At 28.6% G+C, this 23,622-nt stretch carries 19 protein-coding genes; 5 read left to right on the top strand and 14 right to left on the bottom strand.

Translation table 11 applies throughout. The features are described 5' to 3' along the window. Nucleotides 1-13: 13 nt before the first annotated feature. The 3 genes from AYC61_RS11705 to AYC61_RS11715 all read right to left on the bottom strand — a co-directional run bounded on the left by AYC61_RS11705 (nucleotide 14) and on the right by AYC61_RS11715 (nucleotide 5,730). Nucleotides 14-1,561: an FGGY-family carbohydrate kinase gene (locus tag AYC61_RS11705; RefSeq protein ID WP_066502300.1), complete on the bottom strand. Its 1,548-nt coding sequence runs from the start codon at nucleotides 1,559-1,561 to the stop codon at nucleotides 14-16. A 161-nt stretch (nucleotides 1,562-1,722) separates the two neighbouring features. Continuing rightward, the gene (locus tag AYC61_RS11710) at nucleotides 1,723-2,649 is read right to left on the bottom strand and encodes a hypothetical protein (RefSeq protein ID WP_066502302.1); all 927 of its coding nucleotides are present in this window, start codon (nucleotides 2,647-2,649) and stop codon (nucleotides 1,723-1,725) included. A gap of 54 nt (nucleotides 2,650-2,703) precedes the next feature. Beyond that, the gene (locus tag AYC61_RS11715; RefSeq protein ID WP_066502305.1) at nucleotides 2,704-5,730 is read right to left on the bottom strand and encodes an efflux RND transporter permease subunit; all 3,027 of its coding nucleotides are present in this window, start codon (nucleotides 5,728-5,730) and stop codon (nucleotides 2,704-2,706) included. Between the two features lie 369 nt (nucleotides 5,731-6,099). Here AYC61_RS11715 and AYC61_RS11720 point away from each other — a divergent pair, with 369 nt between their 5' ends. Then, the gene (locus tag AYC61_RS11720) at nucleotides 6,100-7,482 is read left to right on the top strand and encodes an alanine/glycine:cation symporter family protein (RefSeq protein ID WP_066502313.1); all 1,383 of its coding nucleotides are present in this window, start codon (nucleotides 6,100-6,102) and stop codon (nucleotides 7,480-7,482) included. A gap of 85 nt (nucleotides 7,483-7,567) precedes the next feature. Here AYC61_RS11720 and AYC61_RS11725 read toward each other — a convergent pair whose 3' ends face one another. Both AYC61_RS11725 and cwlD read right to left on the bottom strand, forming a co-directional pair. After that, nucleotides 7,568-8,644 (bottom strand): amidase domain-containing protein, encoded by a 1,077-nt coding sequence (locus tag AYC61_RS11725; RefSeq protein WP_242866785.1) that lies wholly within the window; start codon nucleotides 8,642-8,644, stop codon nucleotides 7,568-7,570. A 329-nt stretch (nucleotides 8,645-8,973) separates the two neighbouring features. Beyond that, nucleotides 8,974-9,705 (bottom strand): N-acetylmuramoyl-L-alanine amidase CwlD, encoded by a 732-nt coding sequence (gene cwlD, locus AYC61_RS11730; RefSeq protein WP_066502317.1) that lies wholly within the window; start codon nucleotides 9,703-9,705, stop codon nucleotides 8,974-8,976. A 304-nt stretch (nucleotides 9,706-10,009) separates the two neighbouring features. Here cwlD and AYC61_RS11735 point away from each other — a divergent pair, with 304 nt between their 5' ends. After that, a complete protein-coding gene (locus AYC61_RS11735; protein WP_066502325.1) occupies nucleotides 10,010-10,357 on the top strand; it encodes a RidA family protein in 348 nt (115 codons plus the stop codon). A 656-nt stretch (nucleotides 10,358-11,013) separates the two neighbouring features. On the opposite strand, the gene AYC61_RS11740 is transcribed toward AYC61_RS11735, so the two are convergent. Next, nucleotides 11,014-11,844 carry a helix-turn-helix domain-containing protein gene (locus AYC61_RS11740; protein WP_066502329.1) on the bottom strand — a complete coding sequence of 277 codons (831 nt, stop codon included), beginning with the start codon at nucleotides 11,842-11,844 and terminating at the stop codon, nucleotides 11,014-11,016. 563 nt (nucleotides 11,845-12,407) lie between these two features. Between AYC61_RS11740 and AYC61_RS21280 the strand changes: the two genes are divergently transcribed. Next, complete coding sequence (locus AYC61_RS21280) at nucleotides 12,408-12,551, top strand: hypothetical protein (protein ID WP_156456446.1); 144 nt, start codon at nucleotides 12,408-12,410, stop codon at nucleotides 12,549-12,551. Between the two features lie 689 nt (nucleotides 12,552-13,240). On the opposite strand, the gene AYC61_RS11745 is transcribed toward AYC61_RS21280, so the two are convergent. Both AYC61_RS11745 and AYC61_RS11750 read right to left on the bottom strand, forming a co-directional pair. Then, on the bottom strand, nucleotides 13,241-14,203 hold the full coding sequence (locus tag AYC61_RS11745) for a glycerophosphodiester phosphodiesterase family protein (protein WP_066502333.1): 963 nt from the start codon (nucleotides 14,201-14,203) through the stop codon (nucleotides 13,241-13,243). A 1,359-nt stretch (nucleotides 14,204-15,562) separates the two neighbouring features. Next, entirely contained in the window at nucleotides 15,563-16,150 is a 588-nt protein-coding gene (locus tag AYC61_RS11750) for a Holliday junction resolvase RecU (RefSeq protein WP_066502335.1), read from the bottom strand. Nucleotides 16,151-16,334: 184 nt separating this feature from the next. Here AYC61_RS11750 and AYC61_RS11755 point away from each other — a divergent pair, with 184 nt between their 5' ends. Further along, complete coding sequence (locus tag AYC61_RS11755) at nucleotides 16,335-17,003, top strand: XRE family transcriptional regulator (protein WP_066502346.1); 669 nt, start codon at nucleotides 16,335-16,337, stop codon at nucleotides 17,001-17,003. A 238-nt stretch (nucleotides 17,004-17,241) separates the two neighbouring features. Here the strand turns inward: AYC61_RS11755 and AYC61_RS11760 are convergent, their stop codons facing one another. The 5 genes from AYC61_RS11760 to rplM form a co-directional block, all read right to left on the bottom strand. Beyond that, complete coding sequence (locus tag AYC61_RS11760) at nucleotides 17,242-17,865, bottom strand: ABC-2 family transporter protein (RefSeq protein ID WP_066502348.1); 624 nt, start codon at nucleotides 17,863-17,865, stop codon at nucleotides 17,242-17,244. A 345-nt stretch (nucleotides 17,866-18,210) separates the two neighbouring features. Continuing rightward, nucleotides 18,211-18,960 carry a DUF2971 domain-containing protein gene (locus AYC61_RS11765; RefSeq protein ID WP_066502351.1) on the bottom strand — a complete coding sequence of 250 codons (750 nt, stop codon included), beginning with the start codon at nucleotides 18,958-18,960 and terminating at the stop codon, nucleotides 18,211-18,213. Nucleotides 18,961-19,312: 352 nt separating this feature from the next. Beyond that, nucleotides 19,313-19,912 carry a Type 1 glutamine amidotransferase-like domain-containing protein gene (locus AYC61_RS11770; protein WP_066502353.1) on the bottom strand — a complete coding sequence of 200 codons (600 nt, stop codon included), beginning with the start codon at nucleotides 19,910-19,912 and terminating at the stop codon, nucleotides 19,313-19,315. Between the two features lie 1,039 nt (nucleotides 19,913-20,951). After that, on the bottom strand, nucleotides 20,952-21,344 hold the full coding sequence (rpsI, locus tag AYC61_RS11775; protein WP_066502355.1) for a 30S ribosomal protein S9: 393 nt from the start codon (nucleotides 21,342-21,344) through the stop codon (nucleotides 20,952-20,954). Nucleotides 21,345-21,365: 21 nt separating this feature from the next. After that, nucleotides 21,366-21,794 (bottom strand): 50S ribosomal protein L13, encoded by a 429-nt coding sequence (gene rplM, locus AYC61_RS11780; protein ID WP_082759932.1) that lies wholly within the window; start codon nucleotides 21,792-21,794, stop codon nucleotides 21,366-21,368. A 316-nt stretch (nucleotides 21,795-22,110) separates the two neighbouring features. Between rplM and AYC61_RS11785 the strand changes: the two genes are divergently transcribed. Continuing rightward, nucleotides 22,111-22,602, top strand: a complete 492-nt coding sequence (locus AYC61_RS11785; RefSeq protein WP_066502368.1) for a hypothetical protein — start codon at nucleotides 22,111-22,113, stop codon at nucleotides 22,600-22,602. Between the two features lie 267 nt (nucleotides 22,603-22,869). Here the strand turns inward: AYC61_RS11785 and truA are convergent, their stop codons facing one another. After that, entirely contained in the window at nucleotides 22,870-23,607 is a 738-nt protein-coding gene (gene truA / locus AYC61_RS11790; protein WP_066502371.1) for a tRNA pseudouridine(38-40) synthase TruA, read from the bottom strand. Nucleotides 23,608-23,622: the final 15 nt, after the last annotated feature.

A 23,622-nucleotide genomic window follows, 5' to 3' on the forward strand; every position in this document is an offset into this window, starting at 1 on the left:
TGCCTCCATTTTTTTATTTAGGGTATTTAGTAATATCCATTATATTTTGATATAATTTTTTCATTCTAGGGTACATTTGTTTATATACTTTGTTATAAAGCTGTGAGTAAATTTCTGTATTTCTACCATCTGGCTTAAACTCATCTTTATAATGTACCATATTTCTTACTGCTTCATCAAAGCTAGTATATATTCCTAAAGCTACATAAGAAGTAATAGCCGCACCTAAACCTGATGTTTCATGAGTTTGTACTCTATAAACAGGTCTGTTTAATACATCAGCTGTTATTTGACATATTTCATCACTGTTTGAACCTCCACCTGTAAGTACTACATAATTCATATGTACACCTGATTTTTTCTGTATATTTTCAATGCCTTCTAATAATGCATAGTTTATTCCTTCTATTATAGCTCTATAAATATGGACCCTTGTATGAATATCCCCAAAACCAATTATAGCACCTTTAGCTTCAGGTTTTTTTATCCCTGCACCCCAATATGGTTGTAATATTAATCCATGAGATCCAGGTGGCACTTTCTTTAAATGCTTATCCAAAAGTGATTCAGGAGTTACATTTAATTTCTTTGCTTCTAATACCTCTTTCATAGCAAATTCTCTTTTAAACCATGAAATCATCCAATAGCCTCTATTAATTTGAACTTCTGGATTATAACATTCTGGATTTATTGCCGGATATGGAGGATTATATTTAGAAATTTCATAAAATCTTTTAGCTGTTGTTTGAATAGTAACTGCAGAACCTAAGCTTATACTACCTTTACTTTCATCAATACAACCTGTTCCTAGTGTATCACAACCTTTGTCAGAGCCAGATGCTATAACATATAAACCTTCTTTTATTCCTGTCTGCATAGACGCTTCTTTGGTGATTTTGCCCATTATTTCACCAGATTTAATTAATTTGGGAAACTTATCTCTTTCAATATCAAATATAAAATTCTTTATATCATATTTGCTAGCCCATTTTTTATTTTTAAAGTCAAATGGTATATGTCCAATTTGTGAAGCTATAGAATCAACAAATTCTCCTGTAAGCCTTAAATTCACATATCCTGATAACAGTAAATATTTATACGTTTTTTCCCATATCTCCGGTTCATTTTCCTTAATCCAATTCGCTTTAAATTTTTTTCTATAGCTTTCTATTTCATATGTCATATTTATAGTCTTAACCATCATTCTATATACTCTAGGCATCGGTTCTTCACATTCAGCCATTCTTTGGTCTAACCAAAGTATTGCAGGTCTTAGCGCTTTTCCATTTTTATCTACTACAACACAAGTATCTCTTTGAGTTGTTACTGATACAGCAATTAAATCTTCCCATAAATCTGCATACTTTTCTTTTAAATCATTACATGCACTACATATTGTATCCCAGTAAAATGTTACTTCCTGCTCCGCCCAACCAGAATTAATTGAAAAATATGGTTTAAACTCCTGTTTGCTCTTAGCTAATAGAGTTCCTTTTTTATCAAAAATCAAAGCTCGTATGCTTTGAGTTCCACAATCTATTGATAGAACATATTCCTTCATTTTTTCCCCCTAAAAATTTATTGAAATAATTTAACCCAGATTATTTTTATTAAAAAGACTTTGTTTCAAAATTTTTTAATAATTCCTTGACTCATTCTAAATAGTAAACATAGATTTACTTTTTATTATATCAAAAAAAGGACTACTTTTTCAGTCCTTATTTATTCTTCTTCGTCCTTTTTTTCTCCTTGTATTATTGCATCTAAGTTATCAAGTACAATATCTCTTTTTATTCGTAATAATTCTCTGCTCTTATTAGGAATTACATTCTCCATATCTTTTATAGATATCTCTAATTTTTTTAGATATTTACTATTTTTTTTATCTGAAATTATTTTATTATTAAGTTTTTCTAGTTGTTTATTAGCTTGTTGTATTTGACTTAAACTTGTTTCCCAATCATTTTCAAATCCATACAAATAAGAACCTCTTATATAATAATTAATCCTATTTTTTTCTCCATCTATATTATCTTTATATAAATCATAGAATCTAGCTAAACTCATTGTAACATCATTTGTTTTATACATTATATCTAATATATCTTTATTATCTATTGCAATTGTTAAACCATTAATAGCTGTTTCAAATTTAAGTATATCTTCTTCTGTTGCACCTTTTTTCAGACTTTCCATTTCATACTCATTCCAACTTCCATGAATCTCTTTTGATATACTAGTAATTTCTCCCCACATTTTAACTATAATTTGTGATAAATCAGTTTCTTTACCGTCTTCTTCATCTTTTTTTATAGTACCAGTGTTTTGTTGTTCATTACTTTTATTCTCAGATTCTTTTTTTTCATCTTCACTACCACTTTCACCATCTTTTTCCTCTTTTTTATTCTCACTGTCTTCCTCTTCTGATTTACCTTTAGACATCTCATCTTGATCTATTTCTGCTTTTTTGGGATTAATTAAATAGTCATGAATTTTTTCTATATTTTCAACTATTTTTTCATTTCCTTCTGTTATAGTCTTTAACTGTTCAGGTATCTTATCAGTATTTTTATCTTCTTCTTTTTGACTTTTACAAGCCGGTAAACTGACTATAATAATCAATATTAAAATTATATATATTTTCTTCATCCAATTTCACCTCAGAATTATTATTCCCTAAGATGTTTTTTATAAACGACTCTTCTAAACTTTGTTTTTTATAACAATACTATAAACTACAGGTATAATAATTAATGTCAGCATCATGGAAACTAGCAAACCACTCATTAAAGAAATCGCCATAGGTTTAAACATACTACTATTTGATAATGCTAAAGGTATAAGACCAATTACCGTAGTTATTGTACTTAACACTATAGGTCTAAATCTTTTTTTAGATGTTTCTATACAAGCATCCTCCACAGAATAATTTTGCTCTCTCAGTTTATTTATGTAATCAATAAGTACTATTGCATTGTTTACAACAATACCCATTAAACTAACCATCCCTAACAAAGCTGTAAAAGATAATTTCTGTTTAAATAGTAATAGGCCAAAAATAGAACCCACAAAAGAAAGTGGTATTGCAATCAATATTACTAATGGCTGTAAATATGATTTAAATTGAAATAGTAATATTAAATATATCACCATAGCTGCTATAATAGCTGAATCGCCTACTTTTCCAAAATTCTCACTAATTTTTTCTTTTTCTCCGTCAAACTTTATACTTAGATTTCCTAAACCAGTATTGTTGATTTCTTTTACCAAACTTTTTTGAATATCCACTGTATTATAACCTGGTCTTGTGTCACAAGAAACCATTATTGTATAATTACCATCATATTTTTTTATTATAGGAGTATTTTTAATCAATCTTACATCTGCTATTTCTTTTAATACTACTTTTCTCAAAGTAACCGGTGATTTGATCTTAATATTTTCTAGTATTTCCTTACTATTTATATCACCCTTTAAAATAATAGGCAATTCTTTCGATTCTAGCTTTAAATTTGAGCTATTTCTACCCATTAATGCTATGTTAGTCTCGTTTTGGATATTATATTTTGTTAAACCAAACATAACTGCTTTATCTTGATTTATATCAATAACATATTCATATTCATCATATTGAAAATCATGCTCTATATTAATAGTTCCATTTATTCCCTCTAATATACTTCTAACTTGTTTACTTTCGTTTACTAATTTATCAACAGAATCACCTAACAATCTAACTCTTATTGCATGGCCAATAGGTTCTGCTAACTCTAATTGCTTAACAATTGCTTTTCCTTTTACTAAATTTTTGTCTAATATTTTTTGTATATATATAGCAAATTCGGCATTATTTTTAAATACATCTGTATTATTTAAATCAACTCTAAACATTACTTGGCCAATATTAGGAGCATCAGGTGAATAAGGTAAAGTGGTGTAAAATTTAGGTAGTAATCCACCGACAGCTGTTGTTTGAGATATTACTTCTTTTTGATTATTTAATATATCACTAATATTATTCATCATAGTCTTTGTTTTATTTATATCCATAACATCTTCAGCTTTGACATCTATATATAAAATATTTTTATCAGCTTTAGGGAAAAATTGCAAATCTATATCTAATGCAATTTTCAAAGTAATAACAGATATTATAACTAATATCGCTATAACCGCAGCTTTTCTTTTTAATGCTCTCTTAAGTAGCTTAACCGTCAAATCACGTATAGGTTTTAATCTGTCCGATTTTTTAGATCTCTTAAAAAAAATACTTGCTATTAGAGGTGTCGATATTATAGAAGCTAGAAAAGATCCTATTAGTGCTATTATAACTATCTTAGGAAGACTTGACATATATTCTCCAGCTACAGATTTTAATAATATTAAAGGTATAAAAGCACCTATTGTAGTTAATGTTGAAGATAGTATCGGAACTATAACATCCATAACACCTTCTATACATGATTTCATTCTATCCTGTCCCTGATCAATTCTATTTTGTATAGAATCACTTACGACTATAGCATTATCTACAAGCATCCCCAATGCTATTATAAGTGCTGTTATGGATATTTGATGTATTTTTATAGATAATACCCTCATTGTTACTATAGTTAATAATATTGAAATTGGAATTGCTGTAGAAACTATCAATGCATTTCTAATTCCCATTCCTATTAATACTACTAAGATAACAAAAATAATTCCCTCCATTAAATTAATCATAAAATCATTTACTGATGTTTTTACATCTTCTGCTTGGTTATGTACTATATCTATATTTATATTTTTAGGAAATTCTGTTGATATTTTATTAAGTTTTTCTTTAATATCATTACCTGAAGGAACTATATTTATATCTTCTTTAAAATATCCCGTCAGTAATATACTTTTTTCACCATCATGTGTATAGATAACATTATTTTCTTTGTTTTTATATTCAATCTCAGCTATATCTCTTAGCCTAATCACAGCTTGGCTATTCTTAGAAATACTGACAATGATATCTTTGATTTCTTCAATATCAGCAAATCCTCCATTAGTTCTGATATTTATTTTTGAAGAATTATCTTTAAGAATACCCACTGGAATATTTACATTATTCAATTTTATAATATTTACTATATCGTCTAATGATAAATCTAAATAATTTAGTTTACTTATATCGACATTAATTATAATTTCCTTATCTTGAACACCCTTTATTTGTAGTTTATTAATTTCCTTGATATTCATAAGTTCTTCCTTGATTCTATCGGTGTAATTTTCTAATTCTTGATAAGAAGCTTCATTACTTGAAACGCTTATAATTATACCAGCTGTACTCGCTAAATCAGTTTTAAGCTGTGGTTTTAAACATTCTTTAGGTAATTTATCTTCTAAACTCTCCAATTTTTCTTTTAACTGTGCCCATGCGTTATCTACATCTGTACCATATTCTAATCTCAAAGATGTAGTAGATACACTATTGGAAGAAAATGATTCACAATAAGCATATCCTTCTATCTCAAAAACCTCATTTTCAACTTTTCTTGTCACTAAGCTCTCCACATCTATAGATGATGCTCCTGGATATATAATAGTTATAATTGCAGCAGGTGCAGCCAAATCAGGCGATTCTTGCTTTGGTAATACAAAATAACTATTTATACCTATAATTATCAAAATAAAAATTATAAAAAGTGTTATTTTTTTGTTTGCTATATTAAATTTAATAAAATTTTTAATCATCTAATCACCTACCAAGTTAATGTTAATTTAATATTATTTATTATTTGCATTTTATAACCTAATAATTTATCTCTAATTGTTCATATTATTCCCCATAATATGCAGTATAGTTCAAATTATAAAGATTTCAGTGAACTCTTAACATATAAGTTTGTATGTTAAGAATTAAAAGAACTAAAATCATAGATTGTTCTCTTAAAATGCAACTTTCTTTTTAACTTAAAGATTTTATAATATGAATTAATTATATGATTTTTTATAATACTAGTATTAAAACTAAGTTAGACAAATTTAAATATGTTACAAATTTACAGGAAATTTTAAATAAAAATAAATACTTATTAGATGAATTTTAGGAGGTAAAAGTAAATGGAACGCTTCGAAGAAATAATAAAAGCACTTGGAAATTTTGCTTGGGGTCCAATCATGATTGTACTTTTAGTTGGTACAGGTGTATTATTAAGTATTGGTACGAAATTTATTCAGTTTAGAAAATTAGGTTATGCTTTTAAATTGCTTTTTTCAAAGGATATTAAAGGTGAAGGTGATATATCACCTTTTCAAGCTTTGATGACATCTCTCGCTGCCACTATAGGTACTGGTAATATAGCTGGTGTAGCTTCAGCTATAGCTGCTGGTGGTCCAGGTGCCGTCTTTTGGATGTGGGTTACTGCTGCATTTGGTGGTGCTACAAAATACGCTGAAGCTTTGCTAGCATTAAAGTATAGAATTACTAATAAAAATGGTGAAAAATCTGGTGGTCCTATGTATTATTTAAAATTGGGCTTTAAAGATAATTTTGGTGAAAAAGCAGGCAAATTTGGTAGTATAATAGGTTGGATGTTTGCATTTTTTGGATTTTTTGCTTCATTCGGTATTGGTAATATGGTTCAGGCAAATTCTGTTTCTACATCTCTTAATGTATCATTTGGAATAGACCCTAAAGTATCTGGTGTTGTTATAACTCTTGCAACTGGATTAGTTATAATAGGAGGAATAAAAAGCATAGGTAATGTTACTGACAAAGTTGTCCCTGCTATGGCTATAGCTTATATTTTAGGTTCAGGTGCAGTGCTTATAATGAATGCAAGTAGATTGTTACCATCGTTATCTATGATTTTCACTAATGCTTTTTCTAGTAAAGCTGTTGGTGGTGGTGTTATCGGAACAGTTATAAGATATGGTGTTGCAAGAGGTGTTTTTTCAAATGAAGCTGGTTTAGGTAGTGCCCCAATTGCCCATGCTGCTTCTACTAATGATGATCCTGTATCACAAGGGATTATTGGTTCACTAGGTTCTTTCATAGATACATTAATTGTCTGCACAATGACTGCATTAGTAATATTAGTTTCTGGTTTAGTAAATATAGATGCAGCTGGTAAAATGACTATTACTAATAATTTAACATCAGCAGCACTAACCACAACAGCATTTAACGAAGGTCTACCAGGTTTTGGAGGTTATATAGTTTCAATAGGTCTTGTATTTTTCGCATTTTCAACAATACTTGGCTGGTTTTATTACGGTTCAAAATGCTTAGAATATATTGCAGGGTTAACTGCAGTAAAAATATATAAAGTCTTTTATATATTACTTTGTTATGTAGGAGCCCTTAGCTCAATAGATATTGTGTGGGACTTATCAGACGCCTTTAATGGACTAATGGCTATTCCAAATCTAATAGGTCTTGTTTCCTTAAGTGGTTTAGTCTTTACTATGACTAAAGACTATAAGTTTAAAAATAAATTATAAAAATAACTATCTCTAAATTCATTTTTAACATGGGTATTTCAAAGTGAATGAAGTTTATGGCATTATACTATTTCGAAATACCCATTTAGTAATTTACTCTTAATAACCAAAATCTTATGTCTTTATCATTCCATCCTAAATCCCAAGGTACACGATATCTATCAATATTATGACATGTAACTAACGGATATCCTTTTGAGTCAGCACCTACAACCATTGAAACATGTTTAACCTTACCTTTAGCGCCATAAGCAATTATATCGCCCGGAAGTAATTTATATGCTAATTTATATATTTTATTATAACTACCATATGCTATTAATGATGCTCTACCACTATATAGCATATAGCTTTTAAAAGAATGTGCATTTACCCATGCTTTACTTCCTGATCTTTTCTCATAATTCCAAGTTCTATTTTTTCTAAATTTACCACCTTCATGTAATGCCTGTGATAAATAATTTGCACAATCACCGCCAGTATAGTTATAATTTCTATATTTCTTATTATACTCATTAGTAACCTTATATGCTGCTCCACAATATCTATTTACATATTCTACTGTATCTAATCTTTTGTCATTTAAATTTGCAAAACTCCTTATTTTTTGTGAACTGATATATTTTGTTATACTATCAAAGTATTTATCCTTTTCATTAAGTGAATCTTCAAATGGATCTGTATACCATTCTTTTATGATTTTATATGACGAATCATCATTTATCACTTCCATTGAATGATATGTACCTATTCCCATAGAATTTACTTCATTAGGCATATCTACATAATAATAATAATATTTTGTACACATTGAAAAATTAATAGTTAGTTTTTGTCGATTCTCTTTTATATTTTTTAACAATATTTCTGATTTTACATCTTTAAAAACTATTCCTTGCTTTTTTGCCCAAAGCTGTAGGTAATTTATTCTTTTATTTTCATGTTCTAAAGCCCATCTTCCATAAACAGTATTATGGTCATATAGCTTGTTCAATAAATCTTTATTATTATTTAACAACGCATTATTTCTACTAAGTACAATATGCTCTAATACATTATTTACTTCGTTATTTAAAGTAACTATACTTTTTTTACGATCTATACATTTTTTTAAAATAAGAATCATGATTAAACAAATACAAAATATAAATACATATTTCATATATTTTCTCTTTAAAAAACTAACCATGCCATACCGTTTACTATAACATAAAGCCTATCTAAATAAATATTATCCCAGATTATATGAAAAGTGTGCTAAATAATTTTGAATTATGAGCAGATAACTAAATCTTTGATTTTTTGTTAGTCGCTTACTCATTCAGAGAATAGAAGAATTTAATTATATAATTTTTATATATTTTTTGGGATTTTTTTTAAAATTTTACATATATGATGATAGGCACTAATATAAACGGTTTCACCTCCTTTAATTTTTTCTTTTTATTTAGGATGAAAATTCTAGATATGAAAAATGTGATATGCTTTATATTAAATCTGGTTTTCTCTTTCTTCATCAAAATAATTCAATAGACCAATGTATATTGCCCAAGCAATCTTTTCTTGATAAGAGGGGTCTTGAAGCATTTTTTCTTCATTTGCATTAGATAAAAAACCACATTCTACTAAAATAGATGGACATTTAACCATTTTAAGTAAATAAACAGTTTTTCTGGACTGCGGCACTCTCTTGTTGTTTTTGTCTAGTACTCTTCTTAATTCTTTTTGAACAATGTCAGCTAGTTCCTTGCTATCGGAGCAACCATTTTTGTAAAAAACCTGTGCGCCATGATATTTAGCTTGTTCAAAGCTATTCAAATGTATGCTCACAAAAACATTTGGCTTACTTTCATTTATCAAAATTCTTCTATTACGTAAATCTTCATTTTTTCTTTGTCTTATTGTCTTTGACTTACTAGTATCAAGTCCATCATCAGTTTCTCTGGTTAATATTACTATTCCACCTGCTTGCTCTAATAACCTTCTAATTCTTAAACATATTTGAAGATTTATATCATCCTCTTTCACACCAGATTTTCCTGAAGCACCAGGATCAAAACCTCCATGACCAGGATCAATTGCTATAACTTTATTTATTATAGGTGATGAAAAAGCTGGTATAGTATTATATTGTTTATTATAAGTTAATACACTTGTAATAATAAGTATTAATAATATCGGTAAAACCAATAAATTTCTTTTCTTTATTATAATAATTCTCATGCCAACCCCCTAAAACTTCATATTACTATGATATTATAGGAAAATTGTCCTTATTACTAAAAGAAGAAGAAAATCAATTGCATAACATCATTGTTTTTGTTTATAAATATTTTATGTTCAACTATATAACAAATTATAACTTGAATAGTTAATAATACTATTGTTTCTTATATATTAGTCAATAAAATAAAAAACAAACTTTACTTAATAATAGCCAGTAGATTATATAAATTGAATATCAATATCAAATATATTATAATTAATATTGACAAACAATAACTAAACATAAAGGAGATGTATTTACATGGAAATAAAAAGATATGAAGGTACAGGAAGAATGAGTCGCGCTGTAGTTCATAATGGAACTATTTATTTGTGCGGACAAACTTGCTTAGATGGAAAAGACGTAAAAGAACAAACAAAAGTAGTACTTGAAAAAATTGAAACTTTACTTAATAAATATGGTTCTGATAAAAATAACATACTTTCAACAACAATATACTTAAAAGATATGTCATTATTCCAAGAAATGAACGAAGTTTGGGACGCATGGGTAAAAGATGGAAATGAACCAGCAAGAGCATGTGTAGAAGCTAAATTAGCAAGAGAAGATATTTTAGTAGAAATGTCAGTTATAGCAGCTGTTAAGTAGTCAATATTCTTTAATTTAATATTTCAATCACAAAAACCATCAAAATTAGTCAATCTAAATTTTGATGGTTTTTGTTTGAGTCTTAACCTATATGGTTTGTTTTACAAAAACTTGTTTCCTTTGATTAGTAAAAGCGTTGAAGAAAGAAGCTTTTGTAGTCACCTTCCGAAGAAATCTTAGAGATATCCTAGTTATATATTGGTTATAACAACAAGCAATTACGTAGTAATTGGAACACACCGTTTCAATGAGGCGAAAGATATGCACACTGCCTGTCAAATCTAATCAGTACCCTCCACCTATAGAGGTTGGGGGACATCTTGTGCCTTGTTATTATTTATTTAACAGCACTACCTTAAACAACTGCTATAATAACTATTTCAACTTATAAATCCACTAAAGCTCAAACTGAGATTTCTTTGCAGATTACTTTTAAGGAGCACTTTTGAAGCGCTTCTATTTAAAACAAAATTTGAACTCTGTTACAAAGTAAAATTTACTTATTGTACAAGTGATAAATTCTTTATACTACCATTAATAATATAAATTTATACAATTGTTGACATTTTGTAATTATTTTATATACTGTAATTATAGTAATGTTTAGGATATTAGAGAGGGGTGTATTATGGGAAAAAGAAGTATGTATTATGCTCCTAACAGGAAGTCTTAGCCTTCCTGTTTCTTCCTATGAAGAAAACTACAATTGATGCCATTCCCAGTATTCCACATGATAAAATATCCCACACATCGATTATTGGTTGGTTTGTAAATTTTACGACAATATAATTTATAATTAAAGAAACAGGAATTCCTAATAGAATAGAAATTGATGCCATATTCCATTTTACTGCCTTCTTAATTGAAAACAAAATATATATACCCCACATATAGGCAATAGCAATCAGTGATACGGGAACTCCGAGCGGTAACATGAATTTTGTACCACCAATAATTTTATCTAAAATAAATAAAAACGGAATGACAAAAATACTTAACGAAACAAGCGACATACACACTTTACTTTTTTTAAACTGAAAAAGAGGAATTATAATAAGCCATGCAAATGAAATAGCAGTAATTGGATATAATGACCATGTAAAATCACCTGAGATAGCCATATCACATATAATACAAATAAATATACCGAGCAAACAAGTTACCGTAATTATAATTTTTGCAATGAATTTTACTGATTCTTTCTTGTTGAATGTAACTTTATTTGCATATTGCAAAGTTGTTTCAACAATTACATTTGCATCTGAAGGTGAAGCAACACTTCTTTCCCCATTAAGTAGTTCGTTTGCAGTAACTCCCAAGGCCTCAGCTAGTGAGGATAATATTGATATATCTGGATACCCCAATCCTCTTTCCCATTTAGAAACTGCTTTATCTGTAATGTTCAATTTTTCTGCTAATTGTCTCTGTGTCATATTTTTTGATTTTCGTAGTTCACAAATAAAATTAGCCATGCTTTCATTATTCATAATAAACACCTTCCTTTCACATGCAATTTTATAGGACAATTTATATTAAAGCACCCGACTATCCGTAGAATACGGTCAAGTAAACTATTCGTAGAGTCTACCACTAATCAAGTGTTCATTTTACCAAGTGCAAATTATAAACATTATCTACATTTATCAAACTCATATCCACATCATTATATTTCTACATTTATCTTACAAACCCTTTTGTTCAATGTTAATTTTACACTAATCCTGTTTATAAAAGTCATAAAAAAAAGGAATAAATACTACAACCAATAAAGTAACTAGGCAAGCATCTGATGTTTCTTTGTCGGTAAATTTAAGAGGGAGTTTTCTAACGCTTCTATTCAATGCTATTAAACTCTCTCTTTACTAAACCAGCAAAAATTATCAGATGTTTATATTTCTTTATTTACCAGATACTCTTTATGTTATATTAGCACTAATTATGTTTAATTTAGGATGAAACTCTTTATTTAATTGGAACATATTTGCATGTTAATTTATCTAATATATAGACTAATTAAAATTATTAGATTTAATGAGAAAGGAGGGTAATTATGAAAAAACTTAAAAAGAAAATTAATACAAATTCTATTGCTATATTTAAATTGGCATGTGAATATTGCTATGTAGACCCTGAAGGCAGTACTGACTATAGTGCTAGACATCATCGTTATGATGATGATCCTCTTCCTCTATAGTAGTAAAGACTGTTTAGGCTTAAGCTCACTAGAACTTGAGCTTAAGCCTAAACTTTTTTTACAAAGTTTAAAATAAAAATAATAATGCTTTTAAAATCCATTTTACTTTTTCCTATTCTTACATATGTTTCTTTTATTAAATATTAAATTATTAATTAGCTCCTGTGAAATACTTATTCCTTCTAAGAAATAACTTTTATTTTTCATTTAACTACACCCCTATTAATCCATAAGATATACTTAATTAAAATAGTATTCCTATCGATTATTAGATTCTTTTGAAAAGTTAAGTGTTTTTTTGAATTTTCTTTAAATTTCTATTGTTAATTTACGTATTCTTAGGCTGATGACATTGCCCCACTGGATGTATTAACTCACCTAATCTTATATCTAATACACTACTTTTCAATTCACGTTTACCTCCTCTTTATTTTTATATTGTAGTTTAATTTAGCTTACTTTTCATAATTTATTCCTATAATGTATAATCTCTATCATGACTTTTTAGCTTTCCACCAACCTGAAATAAGATCAAGAATGCACACTACCAATAGACGTAAAACGACGATACTGGATTATCCAATACTGTCGTGGTTTTCGCTGGTGGAGCCGAATCTCAAGAATCATACCTACGATTAATTTTGAATTTTATAATAAAACAAGAAAAGAATTAATTCATACCTCATCATTTATTTACTTGAAACAGTATCAATACGGTTCGTCCAAACATATCCACTATATCCTTTTGGAATTTTTTCTAAAGATTCAACAGTATCAAATCCTTCTGACCATTTTCCATTCCCTTCTACTATAACAACTCTTGTATTAACAGATTCCATTCTTTCTACAAATTTATTTGGCCATCCCCATAAATATTTAGCATAACTTAAAGGTATATGGATTTCCATGTTATGTAGTTCTTTTGGTATATATCCAGACCATCCTAATAATTCGTATTTAATTAATGCCTTCTTTAAAAGATTCATAGAAAGGATTCTTATACTGCTATTTTGTTCTCTTAAATACATTAATCCATCATCGTTTCCATAAACAGTTATTTGAGCTAACCTTTTATCAGACATATTCTTTAAATATGTCCATAGTATTTTTCCAGTTTCTAAATCACCATTTTTCATATGTATTAATAACTCTTTATCTTTAAAAGTTTCTAATATCTCACTAAGTTCAGGCATTAGACCAATGCCCTTTCCTCGAAATGGGTAAATTTTTCCATTATCTGCAGTATATCCATATCCTATGTCTAATTTTCTTAGCCAATCCATTGTATAGTCATTTACAGAACCTTCTCCATTAGTTCTCATTGATAAATCATAGTCATGGAAAACTGCTAATTTCCCATCTTTTGTTCTTTGAACATCTAGTTCTACTACATCTGCACCATATTCAAAAGCTACTTCCATTGACTCAATTGTATTTTCTAAATATTCATGTTCAGGCTCGTAAATAATTTGTGCTGTATTAGTATCCCATTCCACTTGAGAAACATCAAATGTCTGAGCTAAGCCTCTATGTGCTAGTAGTTTATAAGTATCTGTTTTATTTGTAAATAAACTAGTATTATTTAACCATAGCAATAATATACAAGAAACAATAATTGCTACTGTAATCCTCCTCATTCTTACCTTCTTCATAAAGTTAATCTCCTCTCTACTTTTAAATTCCTTACATATAATTGCCTCAACCTTTATTTTGTTATGCCCTTTTTGGCTTCAATTCAAATAGCTACAAAGCATTTCTCTAAAAATCAAGTAAAGTCACTAGGGAAACATCTAATGTTTCTTTGAAAGCGTGACTTCAAGAGTTCATTCTTCATCGCTTCTAAGTAGAGAACCAAAATCTACGATTTTGAGTGAATCACTTACTGCTAGGAACGCAGTGAGTAGTGAGTTTCATATTTGCTTCAAAACGGGCTCTTGTCGGAACCGTCAAAGATTATATACATATTGAAAAAATTATTGGATTACGTGTAGAGATAGTTTCCCTCGCCAAAAACTTATGAGCTAAAAACATTAAAAGTTATCCACATTTTTTAAATTTACATTTTGCAACTACCTAATATAGCTTACTAAACTTGGTAGTCTATTATATATAATAAGCCTTATATTCATAATTATCAGTGCCACGGGTGATGATGTCAAACTCATATATATTCGTGGGTTTCACTGATTGAGACAAAATACACCTGACACCTATTTTCTATCAAATTTTAGTAAAAACCGCACTTCTTATGGTAAGGTTAACCATATCACATCCTAAACTTTAATAAATTTTACTCACCCTTAACTCACAACTACTATATTCACTTTCCTATTATAGACATTATCTACATTAATCGAACTCAAATCCACATCATTATATTTCTACATTTAGCTTGAAAACCCTTTTAATACATTTTTAAGCTAATCATATTACAAAAAATAGAAAACCCCTCAAACATAACCGTCTGAGAGGTTTTGATTTTCATATATTCCCTATCTTTTTGAGAATTTGTAAGGCTTATTATTCAATGTTTTGATGGTGTTTTGTTAGTTGTGTGTTAGTTACATTTAAACTATATTAAGTACTTATAACAGCTCCTTCTCATTTCACCAAAAGTAACAGTTATAATTATTTTTACAATAACATTCTCCAATTGATTTATCTTATGAAACCTTTTATTTCATTCATTTCTACATTATATTTATATTTTATAAAAAGTTGAAACCATGAAATATATTACAGTCTCATGCTTTATAAATATACAAATAATTTTTGTCACTAATAAAATTTTATTATATTTAAATCTACTAATAGCATTAAATACACCTTTTTAATTGTAACAAAACCTTTTTCTATTTATCCAAAAATACCTGTCTCTAATGAAGGTACATTACTTATGCTTCTCTGTTATATACTTAATTCATCTAAAATACAATGTTTCTTTTGATTGAATAATATTGTTGTTTATTTCTGTTCCACCCAAAATAAACATCCCCAGCGTATACTGCTTTCTATACACTTTTAATTTTTCCTTCCTTTATATAGTCAAGATATGTATTTACTGTATCTAAATAATAAAGCAATCCATTTTTATAAGCTATTTCAAAGTTGTTATCTAAATCTTCCATGGGAATAGATTTTCTTCCCCCCTTGAAACTTCTGTCATAATAGCTTTTTATTATCTCAATAGGAATTAGATAAAACTTTCTTTGTATTTTGAAATGAGCTATTATAAAAGCAATTCCTCTTTGTTTTCTTATTAGTTCCATATATTCAATTTGGTGCTTATGTATGTTTTGAAGAGGTAAATAGTTCTTATTAGTTTCTTTAGCATCAAAAACAATAGTAAAACCTTGTACACATCCTATGTAGTCTACTGTTGATTTCTCTTCAAAAAAAGCCTTGGTTATAATAGCAGAACCTTTCGTTTTACCACCAAAAATATCTTCTTTGTTTTTCCTGTTTATTTCCATAACTTTAATAGGAACTGGAATCTTAGTAATAATACCTACATTATAATTCCTATAATATTCATTTGTACTATTAATTAATTCTTCTGTTTCGTCTCCTCTATGTCCATAAGTTCTCCATTTTGTCATTTAAAATATCACCTCAACAGAATTGTATCATATCTTTCGTTTCCATACGAGTCCCTGTCACTTTGTCTACTTAATAAAATAAATTAGAGGTTTATCTATTTGAGTATATTTAGTATAATCTTAATATATATACTGCCACTTAATTAGAAGTTGAAATAATTTAAAACAGTAGAGGTGATGTTAAATGAACAGACTTGCAGTAAAAATAAAAGAATCTAGAATAAAGGCTGGACTAACAGAAAAAGAGCTGGCTAAAAAATGTGGTTTATCAATTACCTATATAATACAAGTTGAATCAGGTAAGAAAATCATAAATGAAAGTGTTGCTGATAAGATTTTAAAATCCTTAGGAACTAAAGAAGACTTTGTTAAAGAAGAAAAGGTTATAGAAAAAAACAAAGAAACTAAATCAGCTCATAAACCTCAAGGAACTATTCCCGTCCAGCCAAACCAAACTTGGGCTGATGCTTTGGCAGGAGTTATTAAGAAATATCCTATATATGAGCTATATACTAACAAGATCATTGATTATAAAGAGCTACCTATAATAAGTAAAAAGATTGAAGGTCATCATCCAGATAAAATAATGTTTGTAAAATCTCCAAATAACGATATGGAAAACTTTAGAATTAATAAAGATGATGTGTTAACTGTATTTATAACTAAAGATATACAAAACTACTGTATATATTTGTTTGAAATAAACGGAAAGAAAATGATTAGACAGCTAAAAAAAGAAGCAAACAAGAAAGTGAAACTATCAAAATGTGCAAATGATGATTGTGCTATAACTGCTGATATGAGCAAGATGAAGATTTTGGGAAAAATTATCAAAAATGAATTTTCTATATAAAAAACTCGATAATGTAGAATAATAATAAAATAAATATACATACAAACCATGAAATTGTAATTCATTTCATGGTTTTACTTTTGTTCAAAATATAATTACGAAGAAACAATAATGTATTTTACCTATTTGATCTGTTACGCCTTTATCACATAGAGGAGACCCTAAAAGACTTAACAATCTAATAAAAATCGAAAGTTAGGTGAATTAAAAAATAACTCGTGGGTGTTTTATATTTAATTCATCTAAAATAACTGATTTCTTTTGATTGAATAATATTGTTATCTATTTCTATTTCACCCAAAAAAGAACCGTACCCAGTGGGTGCAGGTTGATGACATTGCCCCAGTGGGTGTATAACACCTGTATATATACCGCTAGGGTACTCAGTAAAATTTAAAACTGAAATAAATAGCTCAGAAATGTTATCTAAATGTAAGATTCTAATCGACAAAGCAATTAACATAATCCATATTGAATACCCAATCATAAATCCACATAAAATTAATAGTACTGATATTAAAAATGTTACTGGTTCTATAGATAAATTAACATTTATACTTGCACATATAATCAAAATAAGTGATAGTATTATGTCAAATACACCATTAAGATAAAGATACCTTGTTGATAGATAAAATTGAGAGTTACATGGTTTCAATAAAGCTAAATCAAGAGTACCATCCATAACATATTTGGGTATTCTGGTTACATTATTTATAAACAGTGTAAAGTAAAGTGCAGATACAAATCTTGAAACACCTAATAAAAGTATCATTTCATACATGATAAAGATGTAACAGATAAAACAGGTCAAATTATTATTGTTTTCTTCGCAATCATATTTTGTAAAAATATAAGCCATGAAATATATTACTTATTCTTCGGTGTTTTATATTTAATTCATCTAAAATAACTGATTTCTTTTATTTGAATAATATTGTTATCTATTTCTATTTCACCCAAAAAGAACCGTCCCCAGTGGGTGTCTTTTTCTTTGTGTCTTATCAGTTTCCACAATCTCACCTCTTGTTTATAAATATATGCCTGTACATTTATGTATTCTGTCGCCTAACGTCTCGTATTTTCGACGTCTCTGAACCAGGCCCTCGAAGCCCTTCTTCGTAGGCTGTGCTTGCCACCTGGTGAAGAGATGTGCATAGCGAATGGAAATACATTTTTAGGTGCTGTAGTCGCCTATACCCTAAATTCACTTAGTTACACTTACCCATTTTTGTACAATTCTTTCTTTTTCATAAATATCATCATCATATAGTTTTGATTTAACAGGAATGATTGAAAAGCCTGCCCTTTTGCAATAATTTTTAATTGTTTCAACGTAGTACTCTTTTGCTCTTGGATCAATCGTAATTTCATCGATTATACTAATTGGGTCGAAACTAAACTCTAAACAATTGACGTTTTCAACTCTATTTTGAACAAAAGGTTCTTGATTAATAGTCAAAAATCTAATCTCTTCTTCATGATTAAATGCATGTCTTTTTATAATTCCCTCTCTAAAAAACGCTTCCTTTCCCTTAGTTTTTGTAAACTCTAAACCTTCAATCAATTTATCATAGTAATATACTTTACCACAATACAAGCGATTTATCCCTTCTATCATCTTAAGTTTCTCAATTGAAGTAGAAATTCTTAACCCTTTATTATCCAAAGAGTATATTCTCCACATTGCATCAGATTCTTCTTTCAATGTCCAACACTGTCCAAAAAAATCTTGGCTAATTGAATACGAAGCATATTCAAGTCTTCCGTCTTCATGTTCAGTTGGAATATTTCTGCTTGGTGCTTCCCAAGTATCATCCCATGCTGAAAGTCTTTTAAAATAATTAGTTTTATTTTCTACCATTGATAAAAATTGATCTAATGTTACATATCTATATATTTTAGTTTTTTCTGAAATTTTGTTATCCCAATTATCAAATATAAATTCTTTAATCATCTCTGCCTCCTTGTTGAAATGTTGTCACATTATATAATAGACATCAGCTTATTATTTTTAAAACTTAATAACTCTTAACCAAATAATAAGACCCAAAAGAAATACCTCGATAGCGACTATTGCACCTAACGTTCCGGCTTTGCGACGTTTCTCAACCTTAGAACGAAGGTGCTCATGCCCTGATAAGGGCTAATGTGCCGAGTGGCGCTACTACGCTTAGGTTGAGGAATGTGTGAGGGCATGTCCCAAAAGGCTTTATGACCCACGCACAAACCTTGTGCAAATGTTTTGTTATATGATGTGCCCTATGGAAAATACCTGTACATAACCCTTTATCTGATAAACTTTTAGTCTAAATTGGACTTATTATTTCTATATCATTAATTACTCTTTCGCCTTTTTTATCTATTACTATTGCAGATTTTTCTGGTAGTCCTATAACTTTTTTATTTAACTTTAATGATATATTCTTTAGCCTAGTATATTTATCTTTAGTATAATGGGGACATATAGAATATTTAACTAATCCTAACCCTTTAGTATCCCTCATTCCAATAATATCATCACTATTTGCTGTTTTTATATCTTCACCAAATACTACCGCTCCAGCACTATTACCTACAATTATCTTTTCTTTATACTTCTTTGATATAAACATCGAAAAACCTGATGTATTCATAATATTCATTAATTTATATGTATTACCACCTGCAATAAAAATAACCTTAGCCCTAATAGCAATTTCCCAATCATTATATAAATCTATAGAAGGAATATTAGTTAACTCATAATTCGCCATTTGATTTCTGAAGAAATGGAAATACTCTTTTTCTGATCTAACTGTAGCTGCCGGAACAAATCCTATTAAGTCTTTTTTACTTATAAGTTGAATCCACTCTTCATCAATTTTTCTAGACTCTGGATAGTATGAACCTCCATTTAATACTAACACGACTCTTTATACCTCCTTTTCATCATGCTGTAGTAGGTTTTTATAGCCTGGTAGGCATGTCATATAACTTTTAAATCTCCGTATATTAGTTCTAACTATTACCCAAATTTGGTGGTATTTGCGAACTGAATTTCGCAAATACCTCTTATATATTATCTAATGGACTCTTAATATTACTTAAACTCTTATTAATTACATGTGTATATATCTCAGTTATTTTAGAACTATTCAGCCCTAAAAGTTTTGTATATATCTCAAATCTGTTTCTCCTTCTAATAAATGAGTAGCAATCGAATGTCTCAAAATATATACAATAACTTTTCTAATTATTAAATATTTAACTATTTATTTCTGTTTTAGTTTCACATTATAGACATTATCTACATTTATCAAACTCATATCCACATCATTATATTTCTACATTCATCTTACAAACCCTTTTATTCAATGTTAATTTTACACTAATACTGTTTAAAAAAGGCATAAAAAAAGGCTAGCAAAGCTTTGTATTAAAAATAAACACTACAACCAATATAGTAACTAGGCAAGCATCTGATGTTTCTTTGTCGGTGAATTTGAGAGGGAGTTTACTCAACGCTTTTATTCAATGTTTTTAAACTCCCTCTTTACTGAACCAGCAAAGATTATCAGATGTTTGCCTACACCAATGAGTTATTCTTATCACTATTTTTCTTCATTGTACTCACAACGCTTTACCCTAAAGATATACTACCAACAATCCCAATAGAAGCTACATGACATTTTTTGACCACGACATTGATGCCTATATTTTTTCATCCTCATACAATCAGAAAAATATAGGCATCTCCGAGTAAAAAAAATGTCTTGTATGGCTTCAATAATAAAACGATGAGCTACATATCCCTCAGAGATTTACTCTGAAAATCCTAGTCGGCAATTACAACATATATTTACAACATTTTTTTGAACTTTCACTTGAAAAATTGAGCTTTCTTATTATGTAAAAAAATAAAACCCCCAAACTTCAATGTTTGAGGGTTTATATTTTTTAATAATATTATCTCTTTGAAAATTGAGGAGCTCTTCTTGCTTTCTTTAAACCATATTTCTTTCTTTCTTTCATTCTTGAATCTCTTGTTAACATTCCAGCTTTCTTTAAAGTAGATCTTAACTCATCATCAACTTTTAATAAAGCTCTTGAAATACCGTGTCTAATAGCTCCAGCTTGACCTGTATAGCCACCACCCTCAACTTTTACTAAAATATCATATCTTCCTAAAGTATCAGTAATAGCTAATGGTTCTCTAACCTTAACTCTTAATGTTTCATAGTCAAAATATTCCTCTATATCTCTGTTATTTATAGTTATAACTCCTGTTCCAGGAATTAATCTAACTCTAGCTATAGATTTCTTTCTTCTTCCTGTTCCATAATATTGTACGTTAGCCACTTACAGTCCTCCCTTCCTGAACTATATATCTAAAACTTCAGGTTTTTGAGCTTCATGTTTGTGTTCAGTTCCTCTATAAACCTTAAGCTTTTTAATCATTTTTCTACCTAAGCTGTTCTTTGGAAGCATTCCCTTAACAGCATGTTCTATAACAAATTCTGGTTTGTTTTGCATTAAATTTTTGTAAGGTACCTCTTTTAATCCACCAGGATGTCCTGTATGATATCTATATAGTTTTTGGTCTAACTTTTTACCTGTTAATTCAACTTTTTCTGCATTTATGATTATAACAAAATCTCCAGTATCAACATGTGGAGTATATATAGGCTTGTTTTTACCTCTTAATATTTTCGCAACTTCACTTGCTAATCTACCAAGTCTTTTACCTTCAGCGTCTACTACATACCATTTTCTTTCTATTTCTTGCGGCTTTGCAATAAAACTCTTCATCATTTTCCCTCCTTGTTGCAACGTTCGTATATTTTAAAAAACCGGGGCTAGTGGTTTTTTATTATCCATACTCTTTTTATTGTAATACAATCAACCTTGTGTGTCAAGTCTCTTTGATAATAAATTTGTAATCTATCTACATTAATTTGTTTTAGAAATATAATTCCACAAATATAGTAAATAACAACTTGCTATTAATATGTATTCAATGAAATCATTAAATTTTAAGTATTAACAAGGATTTTATTTTACTTTTTTTCCTATTTATGTTATTATGTTTTAGTATTGCTATTTATTTTATTAGAAGGATGATGACATGAAACATAAAAAAATTACAACATTAATCATACTCTTTATTACTTTTACCTTAGTATATTTTATACTCTTCAAAAAACCAACAAAAATAGTTAATTACGAACCCGCTATGGAGGATGCTTTTCTAAAATATATAAGAGAAGAAATGTTTCCTCCAGAAGAATATAGCAAAATATATAAAATGTATGAAGCTCATAAGGTTTTTGAAGTCAGAAAGAGGCTTAATAGATATTATGTTTATATGTACTATGCCTATGAAATTTATTATAGTCAATATCATTCTAGATCAAGCGGTAGCAATCCAGTAGTTGTAAAAATGAAAAAAAACTATAATGAAACATATTCAGTTATAAAATTTAAAAAACCCATGGATGGTGAGGCTTATGGTGATTCTTTAAAATCACTTTTCCCAAAATATATAGCTGAAGATATCTTGGCAAACAGTCATATATTTATAAAAGATATGCTTAAAAATATTAAACAAATTAAATAATGTAAAACTAAAATCATTGATAAAAGTACATTGATGAAAAATAAAACATTAGCAATATTCATTATACTTATATATCTACTATGCCTCAAATAACCAGCAAAAACGAAATTATGATTTATTTTATATATATCGACATAAGAATACTGTCTCAAGAATTTTTTCTATAGACAACATTTTTAAATACTCAAGGAACATTAAAATAGTTAGTTTTTTTATAAATAAACCTAGAACAATGACTCACTCTTGTTTTTAGTTTTATCACTATTTTTATTCATAATACACCTCATACAAATACAATCCATGAGCTGGTGCTGATTTTCCTGCTTTGCGTCTGTCTTTAGCTTCTATTATATTTATTATATCCTCTGGCTCTTTTTTGTTTAACCCTACATCTACTAAAGTTCCTATTATTATTCTAACCATGTTATATAAAAAACCATCACCTTTTATTCTAAATTCAACGTATTCATCTTTATGCACCATATCTAAAGAATGTATTGTTCTTATGGTAGTCTTTGCCGAGCTTCCTTTTGACATAAATGACTCGAAATCATGAGTTCCTAAAAAGTATTTTGTTGCTATTTTCATTTTATCTAAATCAAGCTTTTTATATACATGATATGCTCTATTTTCTAATAATGGTCTTCTAACTCTATCATTATAAAGTCTGTATCTATATTGTTTCCCAACTGCATGATATCTTGAATGAAATTCACTATCCATATCTTCTGCATACTTTATAACTATATCTTTTGGTAATACACTGTTAAAACCCATTTTCATTTTTTCACATGGTATTTTACTGTTTGTATAAAAATTACACACTTGTCCATATGCATGGACTCCTCGGTCAGTTCTTCCTGAGCCGTATATTTTAACTTCAGCTTTTGTTATTTTATATATAGCTTTTTCTATTTCGCTTTCAACTGTATTGCAATCAGGCTGCTTTTGCCAACCATTATACATTGTACCGTCGTATTCAATAATAAGTTTTACATTTCTCATATTATAGATTTCTCA

Origin of the sequence: Abyssisolibacter fermentans (assembly GCF_001559865.1) — a bacterium.
Taxonomy (GTDB): Bacteria; Bacillota; Clostridia; order Tissierellales; family MCWD3; genus Abyssisolibacter; species Abyssisolibacter fermentans.